The organism is Labrys sp. E2SS-1L (assembly GCF_057073705.1).
This window is the reverse complement of record NZ_CP172714.1, coordinates 99,047-116,281: the sequence shown is the minus strand read 5'-3', so window position 1 is coordinate 116,281 and position 17,235 is coordinate 99,047. Positions and strand designations below refer to the sequence as shown.

The window sequence follows — 17,235 nt, the reverse complement described above, 5'->3', positions numbered from 1 at the left end:
GCCATAGGATCAGAGCATGAAACAACACTACGACGCAGCCCGCCGCCATGACGCCAACTACGTGGCCCTGTCTCCGCTGTCGTTCCTGAAAAGGGCCGAGCTGGTCTACTCCGACCACACTGCGGTGACCTATGGCTATATAAGGCGCACATGGGCGCAAACTGGCACTCGCTGCCGCTCGGTCGCTGCGGGGCTGGCGGCTTTGGGTGTGGGGCCCGGGGACACGATTTCGGTATTGTCGCCAAACATTCCTGAACTCTTCGAACTACACTATGCGGTACCCTTGCTAGGGGCCGTGTTGAATACGATTAACACCCGCCTGGAGCCGGAAACCGTCGCCTATATCCTGGCGCATTCGGACTCGACGCTGGTGATTGCCGATACAGCCTTCGTACCCCTGCTGCGTGAAGCCTTTCGATTGAATGGCAACACCCTCCCCGTGGTTGATATTGTCGATGCTCAGGCCCCACCTTCTGCCGGGTTCGGCGAACGCAGCTACGAGGATCTGGCGGCTCATCCTCCCATGGGATGGGAGCTACCCAAGGACGAGTGGCAGGCGCTGGCGCTCAACTATACTTCGGGCACTTCGGGGCGGCCGAAGGGAGTGATCTATCACCACCGCGGCGCCTATCTGATGGCGATGGGGACGATTGCAGCATGGGCCTTGCCGCAGCACCCGACCTACCTATCAGTCGTGCCCATGTTTCACTGCAACGGCTGGACTCATCCGTGGTCGATGGCGATCGTTGGAGCCAACTTGGTTTTTACCCGCGATGCCTCGCCTGGCAAATTGCTGGAAGCCATGGCGGCGCACCGAGTTACCCATATGGGAGCTGCCCCCATCGTGCTGCAAATGCTGTGCGAGGGCCGAGATGCTTCCGCGCAACCCTTCAATCCCCAGATAAGGGTCATGACCGCAGGTGCACCGCCTCCGCCTGCAGTTCTGGAAAAGGCCGCGCAAATTGGCCTGAATGTGATGCAGGTGTACGGATTGACCGAAACCTACGGTCATATTTCCCAATGTCTTTGGCAGGACGAGTGGGAAGCCCTGTCTGTTTCTGCAAGAGCTGAAAAACAGGCGATGCAGGGCGTCGCCCTTCCGATGGTCGAAGACATCCGCGTGGTCGACCGAGAGACTGGCGCGGATGTGCGACGGGATGGGCTGACACAGGGGGAGATCGCCATTCGCGGCAACACGGTGATGAAGGGATATTACAAAGACGCGACCGCCACCGCGGCGGCCTTCGAGTCTGGCTGGTTCTGGTCCGGCGATGCTGCGGTGGTGCATCCGGACGGCTATCTTCAAATCCGAGACCGGCTGAAGGACGTGATCATCTCAGGTGGTGAAAACATCTCGTCGGTCGAGGTCGAGTCCATTCTATACCGACATCCCGCGATCAGTGTTGCGGCTGTGGTGGCCCGTCCGCATCCAAAATGGGGCGAAAGCCCATGCGCCTTTGTCGAACTACGCGAGGGCGCGAGCGTGACCGAGGCGGAAATCATTGCCTTCTGTCGCGCCCATATCGCCCATTTCAAAGCGCCGAAAACCGTGGTGTTCGGCCCGTTGCCCAAAACCGCGACAGGCAAGATCCAGAAGTTCATTCTCCGGGCAGCAGCCCGTGACCTGGGGCCTTTAGCATGACATTTGAAGCACCGGTCAAGGACCTGATGTTCAATATCACCCATATCGCGCCATGGTCGGGCGATGCGGGCAGTGATCTTGAGACGGCCTTGGTGGTCCTCGAGGAGTTCGGCCGCTTTTGTGCTGAGGAAATCGCGCCGCTGAATGCTGCGGGCGACCGCGTTGGCTCGCATTATGACAGAGGTCGGGTCCAAACGCCGCCCGGCTTCCGTGAGGCCTATGCCAAGTTCGTGGCCATGGGCTGGCAGGGATTGCGGCACCCGACTGAATTCGGTGGGCATGATATGCCCCACACTGTCGCCGCTGCCGCTACTGAAATCGTCAACGCGGCGAATATGAGTTTTGCGCTATGCCCACTGTTGACCGATGGCGCGATCGAGGCGCTTCTCCGTTTCGGGTCGCCTGAAATCCAACAGACCTATTTGCACAAGCTGGTTTCCGGCAGATGGACCGGCACGATGAATCTGACCGAGCCACAGGCGGGCAGCGATCTGGCCCTGATACGGACAAGGGCCGAACGCCAGGCGAATGGCAGCTATCAGATCTTCGGAACAAAAATCTTCATCACATATGGCGAGCACGATCTGGCCGAGAATATTATCCACCTCGTCCTTGCTCGAACGCCAGGCGCGCCCGGCGGCGTCAAAGGTATCAGCCTGTTTCTGGTGCCGAAACGGCTGGTGGACGAAAGTGGCGAACACGGAGTGCAAAATTTACTCCGCTGTCACAGCATCGAGCACAAGCTCGGCGTCAGGGCGAGCCCGACCTGCATGCTGGAATTCGAAGGCGCTACCGGCTTTCTAATCGGCCGCGAAAACGCCGGGTTGGAAATCATGTTCACGATGATGAACGCAGCCCGCTTCGCCGTAGGCGTTCAAGGGATTGCGATAGCGGAGCGTACCTATCAAATGGCTCTGTCCTACGCAAAGACCCGTATCCAGAGCCGTCCAGCCGATGGTTCCTCACTTGAGGCCGTTCCCATTATCCGTCACCCGGATGTCCGTCGCATGCTGGCGCACATGCGCGCCACGACCGAAGGGTGCCGGGCCCTTGCCGCCTCGGCCGCAGGATGGCAGGACCGTGCGCAGTTTGCCGCGACGCCGGAACTGAGAGCGGAGGCCTTGGCGATAGCCGAGTTTCTTGTGCCGCTGGTCAAGGGCTTCTGCACCGAGATGAGCTTACAGATAGCTTCAACCGGCGTGCAGATTCATGGTGGCATGGGATTTATCGAAGAAACCGGCGTTGCCCAGCACTACCGCGACGCGCGAATCTTGCCGATCTACGAGGGCACAACAGCCATCCAGGCCAATGATCTGCTGGGCCGCAAGACTCTTCGAGACGGTGGATCAACGGCGAGACGCATTGCTGCAATGATAGCTCAAACAGAAAATGCTCTTCGGCAAGGCTCACCCGCCGCGCAAGAGATCGCAAGGCAGCTATGTTGCGCGCGCGAAGCATTCGAGTCTGCCGTTGCCTATCTAATTGCGGTCAGGCCAACGGATTTGAACGTCGCTTATGCAGGCGCCGTGCCCTACCTGATGCTGGCTGGCAATCTTGTCGCGGGCTGGCAACTGGCCCGCTCGGCCCTTGTCGCTGAAGCGGGACTGGAGGAGGGTGGAGATCCCGAGTTCATGATGGCCAAAATTGCCACGGCCCGATTCTATGCCCAACACATTCTCATTGAGGCCGACCTTCAGCGAGCCCGTGTCATGGACGGCGCCGCAAGCCTGTTGGACGTCGGATTCTGATTTGATCCATCACCCATCTTCACCTCGCGAACTGGACCGCAACATGGCCATCCAAATCGACGTCGCCCGATACGAGAACCTTGCCGTCGAGGCTCATGACGAAGGGGTTTGGGTCGTAACCCTGAACCGTCCCACCAAACGCAATGCGCTAGATGCAAACACGATCGAAGAACTGGTCGACTTTTTTTCCACCGCTCCTCGCGCGGGTATCCGCGCGATTGTGTTGGCTGGCTCAGGAGACCATTTTTGCGCCGGACTAGACTTGATTGAACACCATCAAGCTGACCGTAGTCCGGCGGATTTCATGCATATTTGCCTGCGCTGGCACGAGGCCTTTAACAAGATGGAATATGGTGGCGTGCCAATCATCGCGGCTCTTAGCGGCGCCGTTGTGGGAGGTGGGCTGGAGCTGGCCAGCGCCGCCCATATCCGGGTGATGGATAAGACGACCTATTTTGGGCTGCCTGAAGGCCAACGTGGACTTTTCACCGGCGGCGGCGCCACTATCCGGGTCGCTGATCTGGTGGGCAAGTCGCGCATGATCGACATGATGCTGACGGGGCGGGTGTATCAGGGGCAAGAAGCGGTCGATCTGGGGCTCGCGCAGTACATTGTCAAAGGATCGAGCTTCGAGAAGGCCCTGGAACTTGCTCACAAGGCGGCGCAGAACCTGCCGCTGTCTAACTTTGCAATTTGCTCTGCTGTGAGCCACATGCAAAATATGTCCGCGCTGGATGCCGCTTATGCTGAGGCTGTCGTCGCGGGTGTGGTGAACACACAGCCCGAAGCGCGTGCTCGACTCGCCGCCTTCGCGGATAAGAGCGCGGCACGCGTGCGGCCCAACAATTAATATTCGGGATTGTTCTGACAGAAGCGCGATTTGGCAAGGTTGCGTCGCTAGGGCCGGTGCCTTTGCGTGGGCGAAGTAACGGCTGTCGGTATCGAAAGCCTGCACGGAGCATCTTACCGCGCGCTGAGCGACGGCATTCCCCCGCGACGAAAAGGTGGCACATTCAAGGAATGCGCCGTTCCGCAGAACTCCGCGCCGCTGACGTTTGCACGCTGCATCACCCTCAGACCTCCGCAGGAATTGCCATCCAATGCATTTGGTGCAATCTGCTTGCATGAAGATATCGGGGTCCGATCTCCATCTGTTTCGCGTTTTTGGCCTGATGACCGGCGTGGAACTGGTGGTAGATCGCTTGACAAAGGAGCCGGCTATCACACAGATCGCGCGGCTCATTGAAGACATGCTCGCCCGCAACATCCTTATTGGGAGGGCACGCCCAACATGCTCAGGCTACGCCCTCCGCTGATTTGGTCGCGCGACGAAGTCTACATCTTCGTTAGCGCGTTCGATGACTGCAAGGCATCAATGGACCTGCTAATTCATTTGCTAGAGAACGGATGACAGGCTTGCCTCCAGCCAATCGGGGGCAAGGTCAACGGTACTCTACTTGCCTCCATGAATGGAGGAACAATCGCCTACATCGTAATCCGTCGAGAAAGATCGCGAATTCGGAAACTGGAGAGCGCCGCGGTGTAAGAATTGGTTGCGGCCTCCCCCCGCAACCAATCCTGTCATAAATCAATAATCGTCCTGATCTGGCCGTCAGGACGGTTTTTGCGTTTGCGCCGAAGCCGCCGTTGAATTCTTGAAAGCATCATCAAAGCCCTGAAGTGGACTACGTCCTCATCTCCAATCCCGCTACTCGGAATAACACAGAGTACTCGAGCCAATGATAGTGCCTTATTCGGTGGCAATCGCTGCGTGCGAGCTTATTTGCTCGCCCGCGGAAGTCTGCGAATGGAAGTCAATCGCAGTCGGCTTGATCCGGAACCACGCAGCATAGAGCGCTGGGAGGAACAGCAAGATGAGCACCGTGCCCGCCGCCGTGCCGCCGATCAGCGTGAAGGCCATCGATCCCCAGAAGACGGAATGCGTGAGGGGAATGAACGCCAGCACGGCTGCGAGTGCGGTCAGGATCACTGGTCTTGTGCGCTGCACCGTGGCCTCGATAACAGCGTGATAATCGTCGAGGCCAGCTGCCCGGTTCTCTTTGATCTGCTCGGTCAGGATCAGCGTGTTGCGCATCAGGATGCCAGCCAGTCCTATCAGCCCCAGGATCGCATTGAATCCAAAAGGTTGATTGAACGCCAGCAACATAGGCACGACACCTACAAGCCCGAGCGGTGCGGTCAACAACACCATGGCCATCATCGAGAAGGATCGCACCTGCAGCATGATGACAATCAACGTGGCGGCGATCATGACCGGGAAGACCTTGCCCAAGGCAACATTGGCCTTGGCAGCTTCCTCGATCGACCCGCCGATTTCAATGCGGTAGCCAGACGGGAGTGATGCGATCAGCGGTTGAAGGGCCGACATGATTTGCTTGGATACCTCTGGAGGCTGGGTCGCCTCATTGATGTCGGAACGGATCGTAATGACGGGCGTGCGGTCACGGCGTTTCAGGATCGGCTCTTCCAGACGGATTTCAGAGTGTCCGATCTGGCCAAGCGGGATCTGCCGGCCGTCCCGGCTCATCAATGAGAAATCCTGAAGGCGTGTCGGATCCAGGCGCTCGCCGCCGGAACTACGCGCCACAATAGGGACATTGCGTATATCCTCGCGAACCTGGGTAACGGGGATGCCGGTGAGGAGGAACTGCAACTGCTGGCTCACCTCCGCCGGCGAGAGACCAATGAGGTTCAGACGATCCTGATCGGGAACAAAGCGAAGCACGGGCGTGCGATTGCCCCAGTCACGGTTAGCCTGCCTGACGTCCGGCACACTGCGCATGATATCGAGAGCCTTTTGGGAGATCCCGTACAGTTGCGCAGGATCGGGGCCCATCACCCGGAACTCGACCGGGAAAGGCGTATAGGGCCCGAACACGAGTTGAGTGACACGCGCATAGGCTTCGGGAGCAAGTCCTTGTGCCAGAGCCGCTCGGAGCCGATGCTTCAAAGCTTCACGCGCTTCAGCGTCTGGCGTCAGGACGACGATCTTTGCAAAGGCTGGGTCGGGCAGTTCGGGCGCCATCGCAAAGAAGAAGCGCGGCGCGCCTTGCCCGACATAGCTTGTGACGATCTTGGCCTCGGGCTGGCGGTCCAGCCACTTCTCCAACTTTTTGACCGTGGCCGTCGTCGTCTCGATGCTCGTGCCTTCGGGCAGGCGTACCTCCACCAGCACTTCGGGACGATCGGATGTCGGGAAGAATTGCTGTTTGATGGCCCCCATGCCGACAACCGAGAGAGCGAAGGCAATACCAACGATGGCGCTGGTGACGAATTTGTGGCGCACGGCAAATGTGATGAGGTGCCGCAAGCGCCGATAGTTCGGCGTATCGTAGATCGCGTGATGTCCGCCTTCGATCGGCTTGAACGCCGGAAGCATCTTGACGCCCAGATAAGGGGTGAAGACGACTGCGATGATCCAGGAGACAATAAGGGCGAAGCCAACAACCCAGAAGATGTTGCCGGCGTATTCCCCCGCCGTGGATCGGGCAAATCCCACCGGCAGGAAACCAGCGATGGTCACCAGTGTCCCGGAGAGCATGGGTGCAGCGGTGTGGCTCCAGGCATAAGCCGCCGCCTTGATGCGATCCATGCCCTCTTCCATTTTCACCACCATGACTTCGATGGCGATGATCGCGTCGTCCACCAGCAGGCCAAGTGCAAGGATCAGTGCGCCCAAGGTGATGCGGTCGAAGAACCGGCCGGTTTCCAGCATGATAAGGAAGACAACAGCAAGCGTGAGCGGCACGGCAGCCGCCACGACGATGCCAACGCGCCAGCCGAGGCTGAGCAGGCTCACCAGCAGCACCACGCCGAGGGCCATCGCGAACTTCAGCATGAATTCGTCAACTGCCGAGGAGATGTTGACAGCCTGGTCGGTAACCTTTTCAAGCGTCAGCCCAAGCGGCATCGCCTGGGCGATTGCTGCGGACTTCGCCTCGAGCGCCTTGCCGAGCTCTAGTCCGTTCCATCCCTCCTGCATGACTGCGGAGAGCATGATGGTGGGTTCGCCCTGACGTCGGATAATGTAGGTGGGTGGGTCTTCGTATCCGCGGCGGACGTCGGCGATGTCGGAAAGCTTCAACGTTCGCCCTGCAGCAACGATCGGTGTATCGGCAATCGTCTTGACGCTGTCGTAGGCCCCATTGACCCTAATGAAAACCTGCGGACCCTGGGTATCGATGGAGCCCGCTGGAGTGACAGTGTTCTGTCGCTGCAAGGCAGTGACGATATCTTGGGCCGATACACCCAGAGTTGCCAGTTTGGGATAGGAGAACTCGACAAATATCTGCTCGGGGCGCTCACCAATGATGTTGATCTTCTTCACGCCGGGAACATGCAGGAGTTCCTGGCGGATGGTCTCGGCCTGCCTGGCCAGTTCGCGCATCGGAAGGCCTTTGGCCTTGAGCGCATAAAGGGCGAAACTCACGTCCGAATATTCGTCGTTGACGAACGGGCCGAGGGCGCCGGGCGGCAGATTGCGAGCCTCGTCTCCCAACTTCTTGCGGGCCTGATAGAATTCCTCCTGCACGATGGACGGAGGTGTGCTGTCCTTCAGTGTTACCGTCATATAGGCATAGCCGGGCCGCGTCGTCGTCTCGACACGGTCGTACCAGGTCAATTCCTGAAGCCGCTTCTCCAGCGGTTCGGCGACGAGGTCCTGCATCTCGCGCGCCGTGGCGCCGGGCCATGCGGTCGTGACGGTCAGTGTCTTGATGGTGAAATTGGGATCCTCCGCCCGTCCGAGCATGACGAAGGCATATGCGCCCGCAGCCACCAGCAGGAGAATGAAGAACAGGGTAACAGCCCGTTCACGCACTGCGATCGCGGAAAGATTGAACGACATCACCGGCTCCCGCTCTCAGACACGGTCTTGACGCGTGCGCCTTCCTGGAGGAGATGAGCCCCGAGGGAGACAACGGAGTCTCCTTCGTTCAGCCCGGAGATCACGGCCGTTTCGCTGCTCATGCGAACAAGGTGTATAGGGCGGAAATGCACAGTCGAGGTGGCTGGATCGAGTATCCAGACGCCGGTCTTGCTGCCGTCATCAAGCACGGCTCCAAGAGGAATCTGGCGCTGCGGCTGGTCCGCTTGGCTTGCGACTCGAATGGTAACTGTTGCGCCGAGCGGAGCTGTCGCGGCTTTGCCATCGAGCACATAGCGAGCCTCGTAAGTGCGGGTCTGCGGATCGGCAGAATCCGACAACTGGCGCAGATGCGCCGTGTAGGGATGTTCGTCGCTTCCAAAAAGAGTCGCCTCGGCTACAGAACCGATCGTAGGCCGCATCGTCTCGGGAAGGGCCACCACTGCTTCGCGAGGCCCGGCCACGGCAAGCCGAACGACAGGCTGGCCCGCGGAGACAACTTGACCTGGCTCCCCGAGTGTCTCGACGACCGTTCCATCTGCATCTGCGACCAGGACGGAATAGGTCGCCTCGTTTTCTGCAACCTTGGCATCCGCCTCGGCCGCGGCAACTTGTGCCTGGGCGGTATCGAGGGCCGCCTTGGCCTGGTCATAACGTTGCGGGGTCGCTGCCAGTCCGCTCTTCACCAATGTTGCATATCGCTTCTCGTCTGCGCTCGCCTGAACCAAGGCAGCCCGTGCTGCGGCAACAGCGTTGCGCCTTGCCGTCACTGCGAGGCGAAGATCCGTTTCGTCGATCCGCATCAACGGTTGGCCGCCCTTCACCTGTTCACCCGTATTAACCAGGCGTTCCAGGATTTTGCCGGGAACGCGAAAGCCGAGATTGCTCTGCACCCTGGCCCCGATGAGGCCGGTGAAGCTGCGCTCGTTTTCGACCGCGTTGCCTGCCCGTATCACTCTGACCAAAGGCGGTTCCTGTCTGGGGTCGCTTTCAGCCGAAGCTTCGTGGGGCCGCGCCAAAAGCACAACGAACCCGGCCACGCCCAATGCTGCGACCAGTGCACCTGCCCCAACCAGAACGGGCTTCAGTTTCATGTCCGTGGCCTCTTTGAAAGATAGATTGCGTTCGACCTCTATATCTGATATAGATTACGAGTGCAATCTAAATACGAGGATCAGTGATGCGGGTAAGTCGCGTTCAGGCCGAGGAAAACCGCCAAGCCGTGATCAATGTGTCGGGCCGCCTTTTTCGCGAGCACGGCTTTGACGGCATCGGGCTCAAGGACTTGATGAAGGGAGCTGGCCTGACCCAGGGCGCCTTTTACAAGCAGTTTACGTCGAAGGAGGATCTGGCGGCGCAGGCCTCCAAACGAGCGATGGAAAGCGCTGGGCAAAGATGGGCCGCCGCAGTTGCGGCAAATCCTGACGATCCGCTTGGCGCAGTGCTGGGCTTCTATCTCAGCATGGAGCACAGCCAGGAGAAGATGGACGGCTGTCCGATTGCGGCGCTGGGCTCTGATGCAGCAAGACAGGGCACAAGCGTGAAGGACTCGTTCGAAGCCGGAATTAAGACGCATCTTGAGGCGCTCGGCAGCATGCTTCCCGGGCCGGACGGCGAGCCAACGAACGGCAAGGCAATGGCCATTCTTTCGACAATGCTTGGCGCATTGACGCTATCGCGCGTGGTGAACGACCCTGAGCTTGCGCAGAGTTTTCTGACTTCGGCTGCGCATCATATCCGTGAGACCGTCGCAACCTGAAACGACAATCGCCGCCGGTGACCCGGTTTAAATTAGACCCGTGCCAAGTGAAGCCATTCTGGTCTGGTCGATAAACGCGCCACCGACGACTGCAAGCCGATGAACTCCGGTCACATCCATGAACTGCTGCTCGTAAATCCGCAGCTGATTCACAACCTAGAGAAAGAAACAATCTCCATGACCAAAACTGATCTTGGTGTCGCCTTGGTGACTGGCGCATCCACCGGCATCGGGCGTGCAACGGCAAAAGCTCTGCGGCAAGCTGGCTTTCGCGTGTTCGGAACCAGCCGTCGGGCAGGCGCCGAAGACGTCGACGGCATCACCATGTTGACCTGTGACGTGACCGACGATGAATCCGTCGCAAAACTGATCGACCGGGTGTCGGCCGAAGCCGGTCGCATCGATCTGCTGGTCAACAATGCTGGTATTGGTTTGCTGGGCGGCGCGGAAGAGTCCTCCATTGTCCAGGCTCAGGCCTTGTTCGACGTGAACGTTTTCGGCGTTTTGCGGGTTACCCGCGCTGTGTTGCCCATAATGCGCAGACAGGAGAAAGGCAGAATCGTCAATTTGAGCTCGGTCCTCGGTTTGATCCCCGCCCCCTATTCCGCGCTGTATGCTTCGACCAAGCACGCCATCGAAGGCTATTCTGAATCGCTCGATCACGAAGTGCGGTCATTTGGAATTCGCGTCGTGTTGGTCGAGCCTGCTTATACCCGAACATCGTTTGAAGAAAATCTCACAAGACCCGACAGTTTGCTCGGTATCTACGACTCTCCGCGGGCAATCATGAACCGCGTCTTGCGCAAAGCAATCGAAGGCGGAGATGCGCCTGAGATCGTTGCCAAGACAATCGTCGAAGCAGCGACCGCCGCCGCTCCTAGAAAGCGCTATGCAGCGGGAAAGATGGCGCGTCGCATCAGCTTGTTACGGCGCCTCGTACCAGAATCTGCATTCGACAAGAGCCTCCGCAAGCAAAATGGCCTACCAAATTGACTTCAAGATTGAGGAAAATACGTAGAAAAGTGGCTCGACACGTTTTGCCTTTGCTAATGAGCGATGATTTATCTCCAGATAAATTCCAATATTGCGTTCAACTGAACGATATTGACGGACCAAAACGCGTTTTTGAAAAGATATTATTATGAAGATTGGAATCGTTGGTGCTAGCAATTTTGGCACTGTCCTCGCGCCAAAGCTTGCCGCTTGCGGCCACGAGGTCAAGCTCGCAAATTCAAAGGGACCCGATACCATTCGCGAACTCTCCCGAGAAATAGGAGCATCAGCCGTTTCGAAGGAAGAAGCGGTTGAGGGGGGACATGATCATTCTTGCGATACCGTTCGCGGGCTCTCGGGATCTCGCTCATCTTTTTGACAACGTTCCGGCCGGCGTCGCCGTGATCGACACATCAAATTACTACCCATTTCGTGATGGCTCGATCGCAGAAGTCGATGCGGGCAAGCCTGAGAGCATCTGGGTCGGTGAGCAGATAGGGCGCCCGGTGGTGAAAGCCTGGAACGTCGTCTTGGCAACAACGCTTGCCGAAGGAAGGTAGCCGGGAGGGCAACCTGGACACATCGCTATTCCGGTCGCCAGCGATGATGCAAAGTTCAAGGTCACACCCATGGCGCTGGTGGAGGCAACCGGCTTCAATGTGCTGGATGCAGGAGGCATCAATGACTCGTGGCGTCAGCAGCCAGGCACGCCTGCCTATTGTATGGAGCTTACGTTACGCGAATTGGAATCCGCGCTTCAATCTGTGAGAACGCGTGGAATGTTGTCCCCCTGATGGGCGATGATCGCAAATGGAAATCGGCGGAGCTTGTATCTGACGGGCAGGCTCATGCCACTCGATGTACATCGGCCCTCGCCATTTCCCATGTTAACGTGACAAGGCCGTCGAACCTTCCGACAGTGTCAGCATTGCCGCGGCTTAAACGATGCGGATCCTTTTTCGCGTTCTGCTCAGTCTTCGTCCTGCCACCTGCGCAGATTCGTCTCGTCATGATAGGCCATGCGGTCCGGGGTGGTGATGAATTCCATCGTCGTGCCCCACGGCATGCGGCAGTAACAGACCTTGTTTCCAGGACCTTTCTCGGTTGCATAGGGAATAGCGCGCGGCGCGGTGAGGGGGGTGCCTCCCGCCTTCTCGAAGCGCTCGACCGATGCATCGATGTCGTCGGTGTAGACACCGAAGTGCGTAATGCCGAAGTCGCTCGCTCGAACCGGCTGGGCTTGTTCGGTGCCGTGCATTTCGAAAAGCTCGATGTCAGGTCCGGTGCCGATCTTGACCATCGCCTGCGCACGCACGACCGTTCCGGGGAAAGCGCCGACGGCCCGCTCGAATTCGGGTCCCTGCCGCGGCGGATCCTGTGGTCCGAAGGATTGATAAATCACTTGGCCCCCGAAAGCTTCCACCAGGAACAATTTTGCTGCTTCGATGTCGGGCACCGTGATGCCGATATGATTGACGCCGCGAATTTGAGGTGCGGTCATGGTAGTTTCCTTTCTTGTTTTGTCGATCGAACGCGACAGGTGTGGGCGCAACCCGTTGCGATGTCGTGATCCGACCTCCACGACGGGGCGGTGCGGTATTTTAGTTGGCCTTGAGGAAATCGATCAGAGCGGCTGCGACTTCATCCGGCCGCTCGTCCGCTACATAGTGGCTGCTCCGCGCAATCGGGCCGCCTGTTACATTGCTGGCAAACTCCTCAAGCATAGGCACCATTTGTGCACCGAAACGCTGCTCCCCGCCGAGACCTAACACCGGTATCTTGAGCGGTTGCTTTTTGTACCCGAGTGCGGCCGCATGGTCGGCGGTGAGGGTGCGATACCATTCCATACCGCCGCGCGTGCGGCCAGGAAGGGCCATTGCTTTCGCGTAGATCTCGATGTCCGCCGAATCGAAGGTACTGTGATCGTAGAACCGCTCAGCCATGAAGGCCGAAACATAGTCATATTCACGGCCGTGGATCAGTCGCTCCGGTAGATCCCGGTTCATATGGAAGCTAAAGTGCCAGATTTTTCCCGTCGTCGCCTCCCATTGCGTCCAGCCGGGAAGCGGGACGTCGAGGACGGCCAGGTGGGTAACAGCCTCCCGATAGATGGCAGCCTGCGGCAACGCCACCATTCCGCCAATGTCATGGCCGCACACGGCGTAGCGTTCATACCCAAGAGCTACCATGACCTCGTGCGCATCGCGCGCCATCGTCGCCTTGTCATATCCACCAAGCGGGCAGTCGGAAAAACCCGCACCGCGCAGATCCATGGCCACCACGCTGAAATGCTCGGCCAACGGCGGCATCACATGGTGCCATTCCCACCATGTTTCCGGCCAGCCGTGAAGCAGAAGGATCGGCGGGCCTGAGCCACCGGTGACGGCGTTGATCTTGATGCCATTCACCGGCACCAGTTGTTGGGTAAACCCCTTCCAAGCTGCGATCATGATCGCTTTCCAGTCAGATGTTGACGTTCAAACAGAGCTCGCGGCCAGCGATCAGGGCTGGTCGAAATCGGTGGCGATGGTGATGTCGCGCCAGGCGTCGATATCGCCGCGGAAGGCCGCCAGCTTTCGCTCTGCGATCGAGTGCGCAGCCGGGCCGAGCGGCAGGTGAAGCGGGGCGTTATCGGCATCGACTGCCTGCAGTATCACCGCGACGGCCTTGTCGGGATCGCCCGCCTGATTGCCGTCGTTCGTTTCGCGATAGCGCTTGCGGGAGGTCGCGGCATATTCCGGCATCTCGTTGGCCGCCATCGTGATCGAACGGCCAAGGAAATCGGTGCGAAACGGCCCGGGCTCGACGATCAGCACACGAATGCCGAACGGCTTCAGCTCGCCGGCAAGCGCTTCGGAAATCCCTTCCACGGCAAATTTGGCGGCGTGGTAATAACCCCCGCCGCCGCGGCCCTCGATGCCCGCGCCGGACGACATATTGACGATCGTTCCGCCAGAACGTCGCAGGATGGGCAAGGCGGCTCTGGTGGTTTCGATCAGACCGAAGACGTTCACCTCGAACATCGGCCGATATTCCTCGGGCGTGCCTTCCTCGATCGCGCCGAACAGGGCGTAGCCGGCATTGTTCACGAGCACGTCAAACCCGCCGAAGGTCTCGACCGCCTTTGCGACCGCTGCCTTGGCTGCCGCCGCATCAGTCACGTCGAGTGGCAAAGTGATCATGCGGCCGCCGAAAGGCTCGGCCATGTCCTCGATCATCTTGACATTGCGGGCCGTTGCGATGACCCGATCGCCGCGCTGTGCTGCAGCGAGCGCGAGCCGCCGCCCAAAGCCGCTTGAGCAGCCTGTGATGAGCCACGTTTTCATGACTTTTTCTCCTAGTTGTTTTCAGACGATGCCAGGGGACCGGCTAACGCTGGCGAAGGTGGATTGCCAGAACTCATGGCTTTCAACTTCAATGGCAGGGCGCAGACCCGGAGAGATCGGCGGCCTGCGCAATCGACAGGCACCGATGCGCCGCTCAGAGCTGCTTCACGATGCTGCGCTGCGGTTTGACGGCGGTGACGATCTCGACGTCAGCCATTACCTGAGCGGTCTCCGGCGAATTGAGCGCCGCTTCCATGGCGGCCTCGTCGCGGAAGTTGACGAAGCCGACCGCGATCAGCCCGGCGCCATCACCCTGCGGAAAGAACCCGCCGGCGCTGACCAGCCCATAAGGTTCCCAACTTTCCCGCACGAGCGGGAAGTGTATGTTGATCCAATGATCGCGGTTGAACGGCGCTTGCTCATCGCCCGCATAGGTCACCAGCATCGTGATCATCATCGAAGTCCTTATTTGCGATCGTCGGACCGAGACCCGCGCCGACGAGTTGGCCGGTCGCGATGCCGAAGCCGCAGGGGTGGCTTCGGCGCGTGGGTCACGAAACTTCCGCAGCCCTGAGCCTGAACATCAGGGCATCGGCTTCATTTGCTCGCCGCTTCGGCGATGACATCGGCGACTTCGCGCGGATGCGAGATATAAACCGCGTGGCTGGCACCGGGCACCTCGGTGACCGTCGCACTTGCCCGCTTGTACATAGACCGCTCCGCCTCGGCGCTGACAGCCATGTCCAGCCCGGCCACGATGCCGTAGCTCGGCTTGGTCTTCCAGGCCACGTGCTGCGTCTTGGTTCCGAGGATCTTCGCCGAAACCGGCACCTGCGAGTTAGCCATGAAATCCGTCTCGCCCTTGGACAGGTCAGCGGCGAATCCGGCTCGGAACTTCGCGGGATCGAACAGCAGGAAGCCGTCAGAAGTCGACTTGAACGCGTCCGCGGTCGGACTCGGCCACTTCTCAAAAAGATCGCCTACGCCCTCGCCAACATCTGGGACGATGGCCGCGACATAGACAAGTGCCGAAACCTTCGGATCGACGCCGGCTTCGGTGATGATCTGACCACCATAGCTGTGGCCGACGAGGATGACCGGCCCGGTTTGCTGCTCGATAGCGCGGTGAACCGACTGAACGTCATCCGCCAGCGAAGTGTTCGGTTCCTGAACGACCGTGACTTTCAAGCCCTTGGCGACCAGGCGCTCATAAACGCCCCTCCAGCCGCTGCCATCGACCAACGCGCCATGGACCAAAATCACATTTTGGGCCGGCTGCGCGAAAGCGGAAGGTGCGCCGAACACCACTGCTAGAGCCGCAGCACCGAGATAGAGAGATTTGAGAGACATTTGCCGATCCTTCCGAATGGCATGAGGTGAGACATGAGAGACGGTCCCGATGGACCGATAGTGGGAATTTAGATGTTTAAATTTGTTCTTAAACTGACATACATGTATTCTCCGCGTTCATTTTTGTTTGGATGATCGCGATGGAATGGAGTGACGTCAGAATCTTTCTTGCTATTGCGCGATCCGGTACGCTCGGCGGCGCCGCGCGTTCTCTCCAGACAAGCCATCCGACCGTCGGCAGGCGCCTTCGCGCACTTGAGCAGGCGATCGGTCACACGCTCTTCCAGCGCACAGCGGACGGTCTTGTGCTGACAGAGGAGGGCCACGGGATCATCGCGCTGGCCGAGCAGATGGAAGAAGGTGTGCTGGCCATGCAGCGCCGGCTTGCGGGGCAGGAGCAGAATCTCAAAGGCAGTCTGCGCATTTCATCAGCGGACTGGTTTGGGGCCTATGTCCTCCCTCCTATCCTGGCGGATTTCTCGAAAACCTACCCCGATGTCGACGTCGAGATCTTGACCGGCACGCGCCAGTTCAACCTCGCCCAGCGGGAAGCCGACGTCGCTTTTCGTATCGTGCCGTTCAACACTGCCGATATCGTTCAGCGGCGGCTCTTCAGGCTTGAATACGGCGTCTACATCGCCGAGGAGGCGGCTGATCCAAAATATGGTGATGGGACCGGTTGCCGGCTGATCACCCATGACACATCCACGGGCCATTTCCCTGACATCGCGTGGCTCATCGAGAGTTTCCCCAATGCGAGACCGGTCCTGCGATCGAACAACCGCAACGTTCAGGGGCGCATGTGCAGGCAAGGCGTCGGCATCGCTGTCCTGCCCCGCGTCGTCGGCAATCAGATCCCGGGTATCCGCAGACTGGAACTGCCGACGCCGCCGCCGGCGCGAGACATCTGGATGGGATATCACCGGGACCTACGACGTCTTCAGCGTCTTCGTGCGTTCATCTCGACCGTATCGGACCATCTCCTGAATGCGACTGCATGATGTGCGGCCTAGATGATTCAAGATTACCCGAGAAACTCCAAGATCGCTGCAGTCGTCTCGGCCTGTCGCTCGTCGGGGATCCGGTGCCCGGTTGCCTGGAATTCGATCATCGTCGCATGCTGCGCCTAGCGATCAAGGAAGGTCTTGAGGAACGTTGTGCTGATCCCACTGATGTCGAGCACCGGCACCGCATATGACCGCGCCTCGTCGTTCGCGAGGAGCTGTTCTGCCAGAACTTTATCGAACGCTTCCCGTTAGCATCGGTCACAGTGCAACCCCGCGGGCCTATCGTGGTGTGATATTGGTGAAGCGTTCCTCATTCGCAATGACGGGACGGCCTCCGGTGAGGCGAACGCGGCTACGATTGATGCGTTGTCGAGAAAGCGGCACTCGCAGATCGCGATGGTTCCGTTTTGGACGAGAGTGGGAAAGAAGGCAGACGCTATCCAACCCGTAAGCCGCCCAGGACCGGATCACCAGCAGCTCACGGGTCGTGAATGGGAGGCGACCTTCACCGAGCTCAGACAGGTC

Annotated in this window: 13 protein-coding genes and 1 pseudogene; 7 read left to right on the top strand and 7 right to left on the bottom strand. The window is 59.1% G+C overall.

All coding sequences use genetic code 11. From position 1 onward, the window contains the following. The first annotated feature begins 16 nt into the window (after nt 1-16). Genes ACIGJE_RS33410 through ACIGJE_RS33400 form a run of 3 tightly spaced genes read left to right on the top strand, consistent with a single transcriptional unit; the run spans nt 17 to nt 4,240 of the window. Nucleotides 17-1,642: an AMP-binding protein gene (locus tag ACIGJE_RS33410; RefSeq protein ID WP_483681562.1), complete on the top strand. Its 1,626-nt coding sequence runs from the start codon at nt 17-19 to the stop codon at nt 1,640-1,642. Beyond that, complete coding sequence (locus ACIGJE_RS33405) at nt 1,639-3,390, top strand: acyl-CoA dehydrogenase family protein (protein WP_483681560.1); 1,752 nt, start codon at nt 1,639-1,641, stop codon at nt 3,388-3,390. Before ACIGJE_RS33410 ends, ACIGJE_RS33405 begins: the two co-directional genes overlap by 4 nt. 43 nt (nt 3,391-3,433) lie before the next feature. Continuing rightward, entirely contained in the window at nt 3,434-4,240 is an 807-nt protein-coding gene (locus tag ACIGJE_RS33400; RefSeq protein ID WP_483681558.1) for a crotonase/enoyl-CoA hydratase family protein, read from the top strand. Nucleotides 4,241-5,140: 900 nt separating this feature from the next. Here the strand turns inward: ACIGJE_RS33400 and ACIGJE_RS33395 are convergent. Continuing rightward, nucleotides 5,141-8,257, bottom strand: coding sequence for an efflux RND transporter permease subunit (locus ACIGJE_RS33395; protein WP_483681556.1), 3,117 nt, complete (start codon nt 8,255-8,257; stop codon nt 5,141-5,143). After that, a complete protein-coding gene (locus tag ACIGJE_RS33390) occupies nt 8,257-9,369 on the bottom strand; it encodes an efflux RND transporter periplasmic adaptor subunit (protein WP_483681554.1) in 1,113 nt (370 codons plus the stop codon). The genes ACIGJE_RS33395 and ACIGJE_RS33390 overlap by 1 nt, the downstream gene beginning before the upstream one ends. An 86-nt stretch (nt 9,370-9,455) precedes the next feature. Between ACIGJE_RS33390 and ACIGJE_RS33385 the strand changes: the two genes are divergently transcribed. The 3 genes and pseudogenes from ACIGJE_RS33385 to ACIGJE_RS33375 all read left to right on the top strand — a co-directional run. Further along, the gene (locus ACIGJE_RS33385; RefSeq protein WP_367626385.1) at nt 9,456-10,034 is read left to right on the top strand and encodes a TetR/AcrR family transcriptional regulator; all 579 of its coding nucleotides are present in this window, start codon (nt 9,456-9,458) and stop codon (nt 10,032-10,034) included. 177 nt (nt 10,035-10,211) lie between these two features. Further along, on the top strand, nt 10,212-11,027 hold the full coding sequence (locus ACIGJE_RS33380) for an oxidoreductase (protein WP_483681788.1): 816 nt from the start codon (nt 10,212-10,214) through the stop codon (nt 11,025-11,027). Nucleotides 11,028-11,175: 148 nt separating this feature from the next. Next, nucleotides 11,176-11,788, top strand: a pseudogene (locus ACIGJE_RS33375) (NADPH-dependent F420 reductase); the annotation flags it as partial. A 209-nt stretch (nt 11,789-11,997) separates the two neighbouring features. Here the strand turns inward: ACIGJE_RS33375 and ACIGJE_RS33370 are convergent. The 5 genes from ACIGJE_RS33370 to ACIGJE_RS33350 all read right to left on the bottom strand — a co-directional run bounded on the left by ACIGJE_RS33370 (nt 11,998) and on the right by ACIGJE_RS33350 (nt 15,703). Continuing rightward, on the bottom strand, nt 11,998-12,528 hold the full coding sequence (locus tag ACIGJE_RS33370; RefSeq protein ID WP_483681552.1) for a VOC family protein: 531 nt from the start codon (nt 12,526-12,528) through the stop codon (nt 11,998-12,000). Nucleotides 12,529-12,628: 100 nt separating this feature from the next. Then, a complete protein-coding gene (locus ACIGJE_RS33365; RefSeq protein WP_483681550.1) occupies nt 12,629-13,477 on the bottom strand; it encodes an alpha/beta fold hydrolase in 849 nt (282 codons plus the stop codon). Nucleotides 13,478-13,528: 51 nt separating this feature from the next. Continuing rightward, nucleotides 13,529-14,353, bottom strand: a complete 825-nt coding sequence (locus ACIGJE_RS33360; protein ID WP_483681548.1) for an oxidoreductase — start codon at nt 14,351-14,353, stop codon at nt 13,529-13,531. Nucleotides 14,354-14,507: 154 nt separating this feature from the next. Then, nucleotides 14,508-14,810: an EthD family reductase gene (locus tag ACIGJE_RS33355; RefSeq protein WP_367626568.1), complete on the bottom strand. Its 303-nt coding sequence runs from the start codon at nt 14,808-14,810 to the stop codon at nt 14,508-14,510. 140 nt (nt 14,811-14,950) lie between these two features. Further along, the gene (locus tag ACIGJE_RS33350; RefSeq protein ID WP_483681546.1) at nt 14,951-15,703 is read right to left on the bottom strand and encodes an alpha/beta fold hydrolase; all 753 of its coding nucleotides are present in this window, start codon (nt 15,701-15,703) and stop codon (nt 14,951-14,953) included. Between the two features lie 140 nt (nt 15,704-15,843). Here ACIGJE_RS33350 and ACIGJE_RS33345 point away from each other — a divergent pair, with 140 nt between their 5' ends. Beyond that, the gene (locus ACIGJE_RS33345; RefSeq protein WP_483681544.1) at nt 15,844-16,704 is read left to right on the top strand and encodes a LysR family transcriptional regulator; all 861 of its coding nucleotides are present in this window, start codon (nt 15,844-15,846) and stop codon (nt 16,702-16,704) included. Nucleotides 16,705-17,235 lie beyond the last annotated feature (531 nt).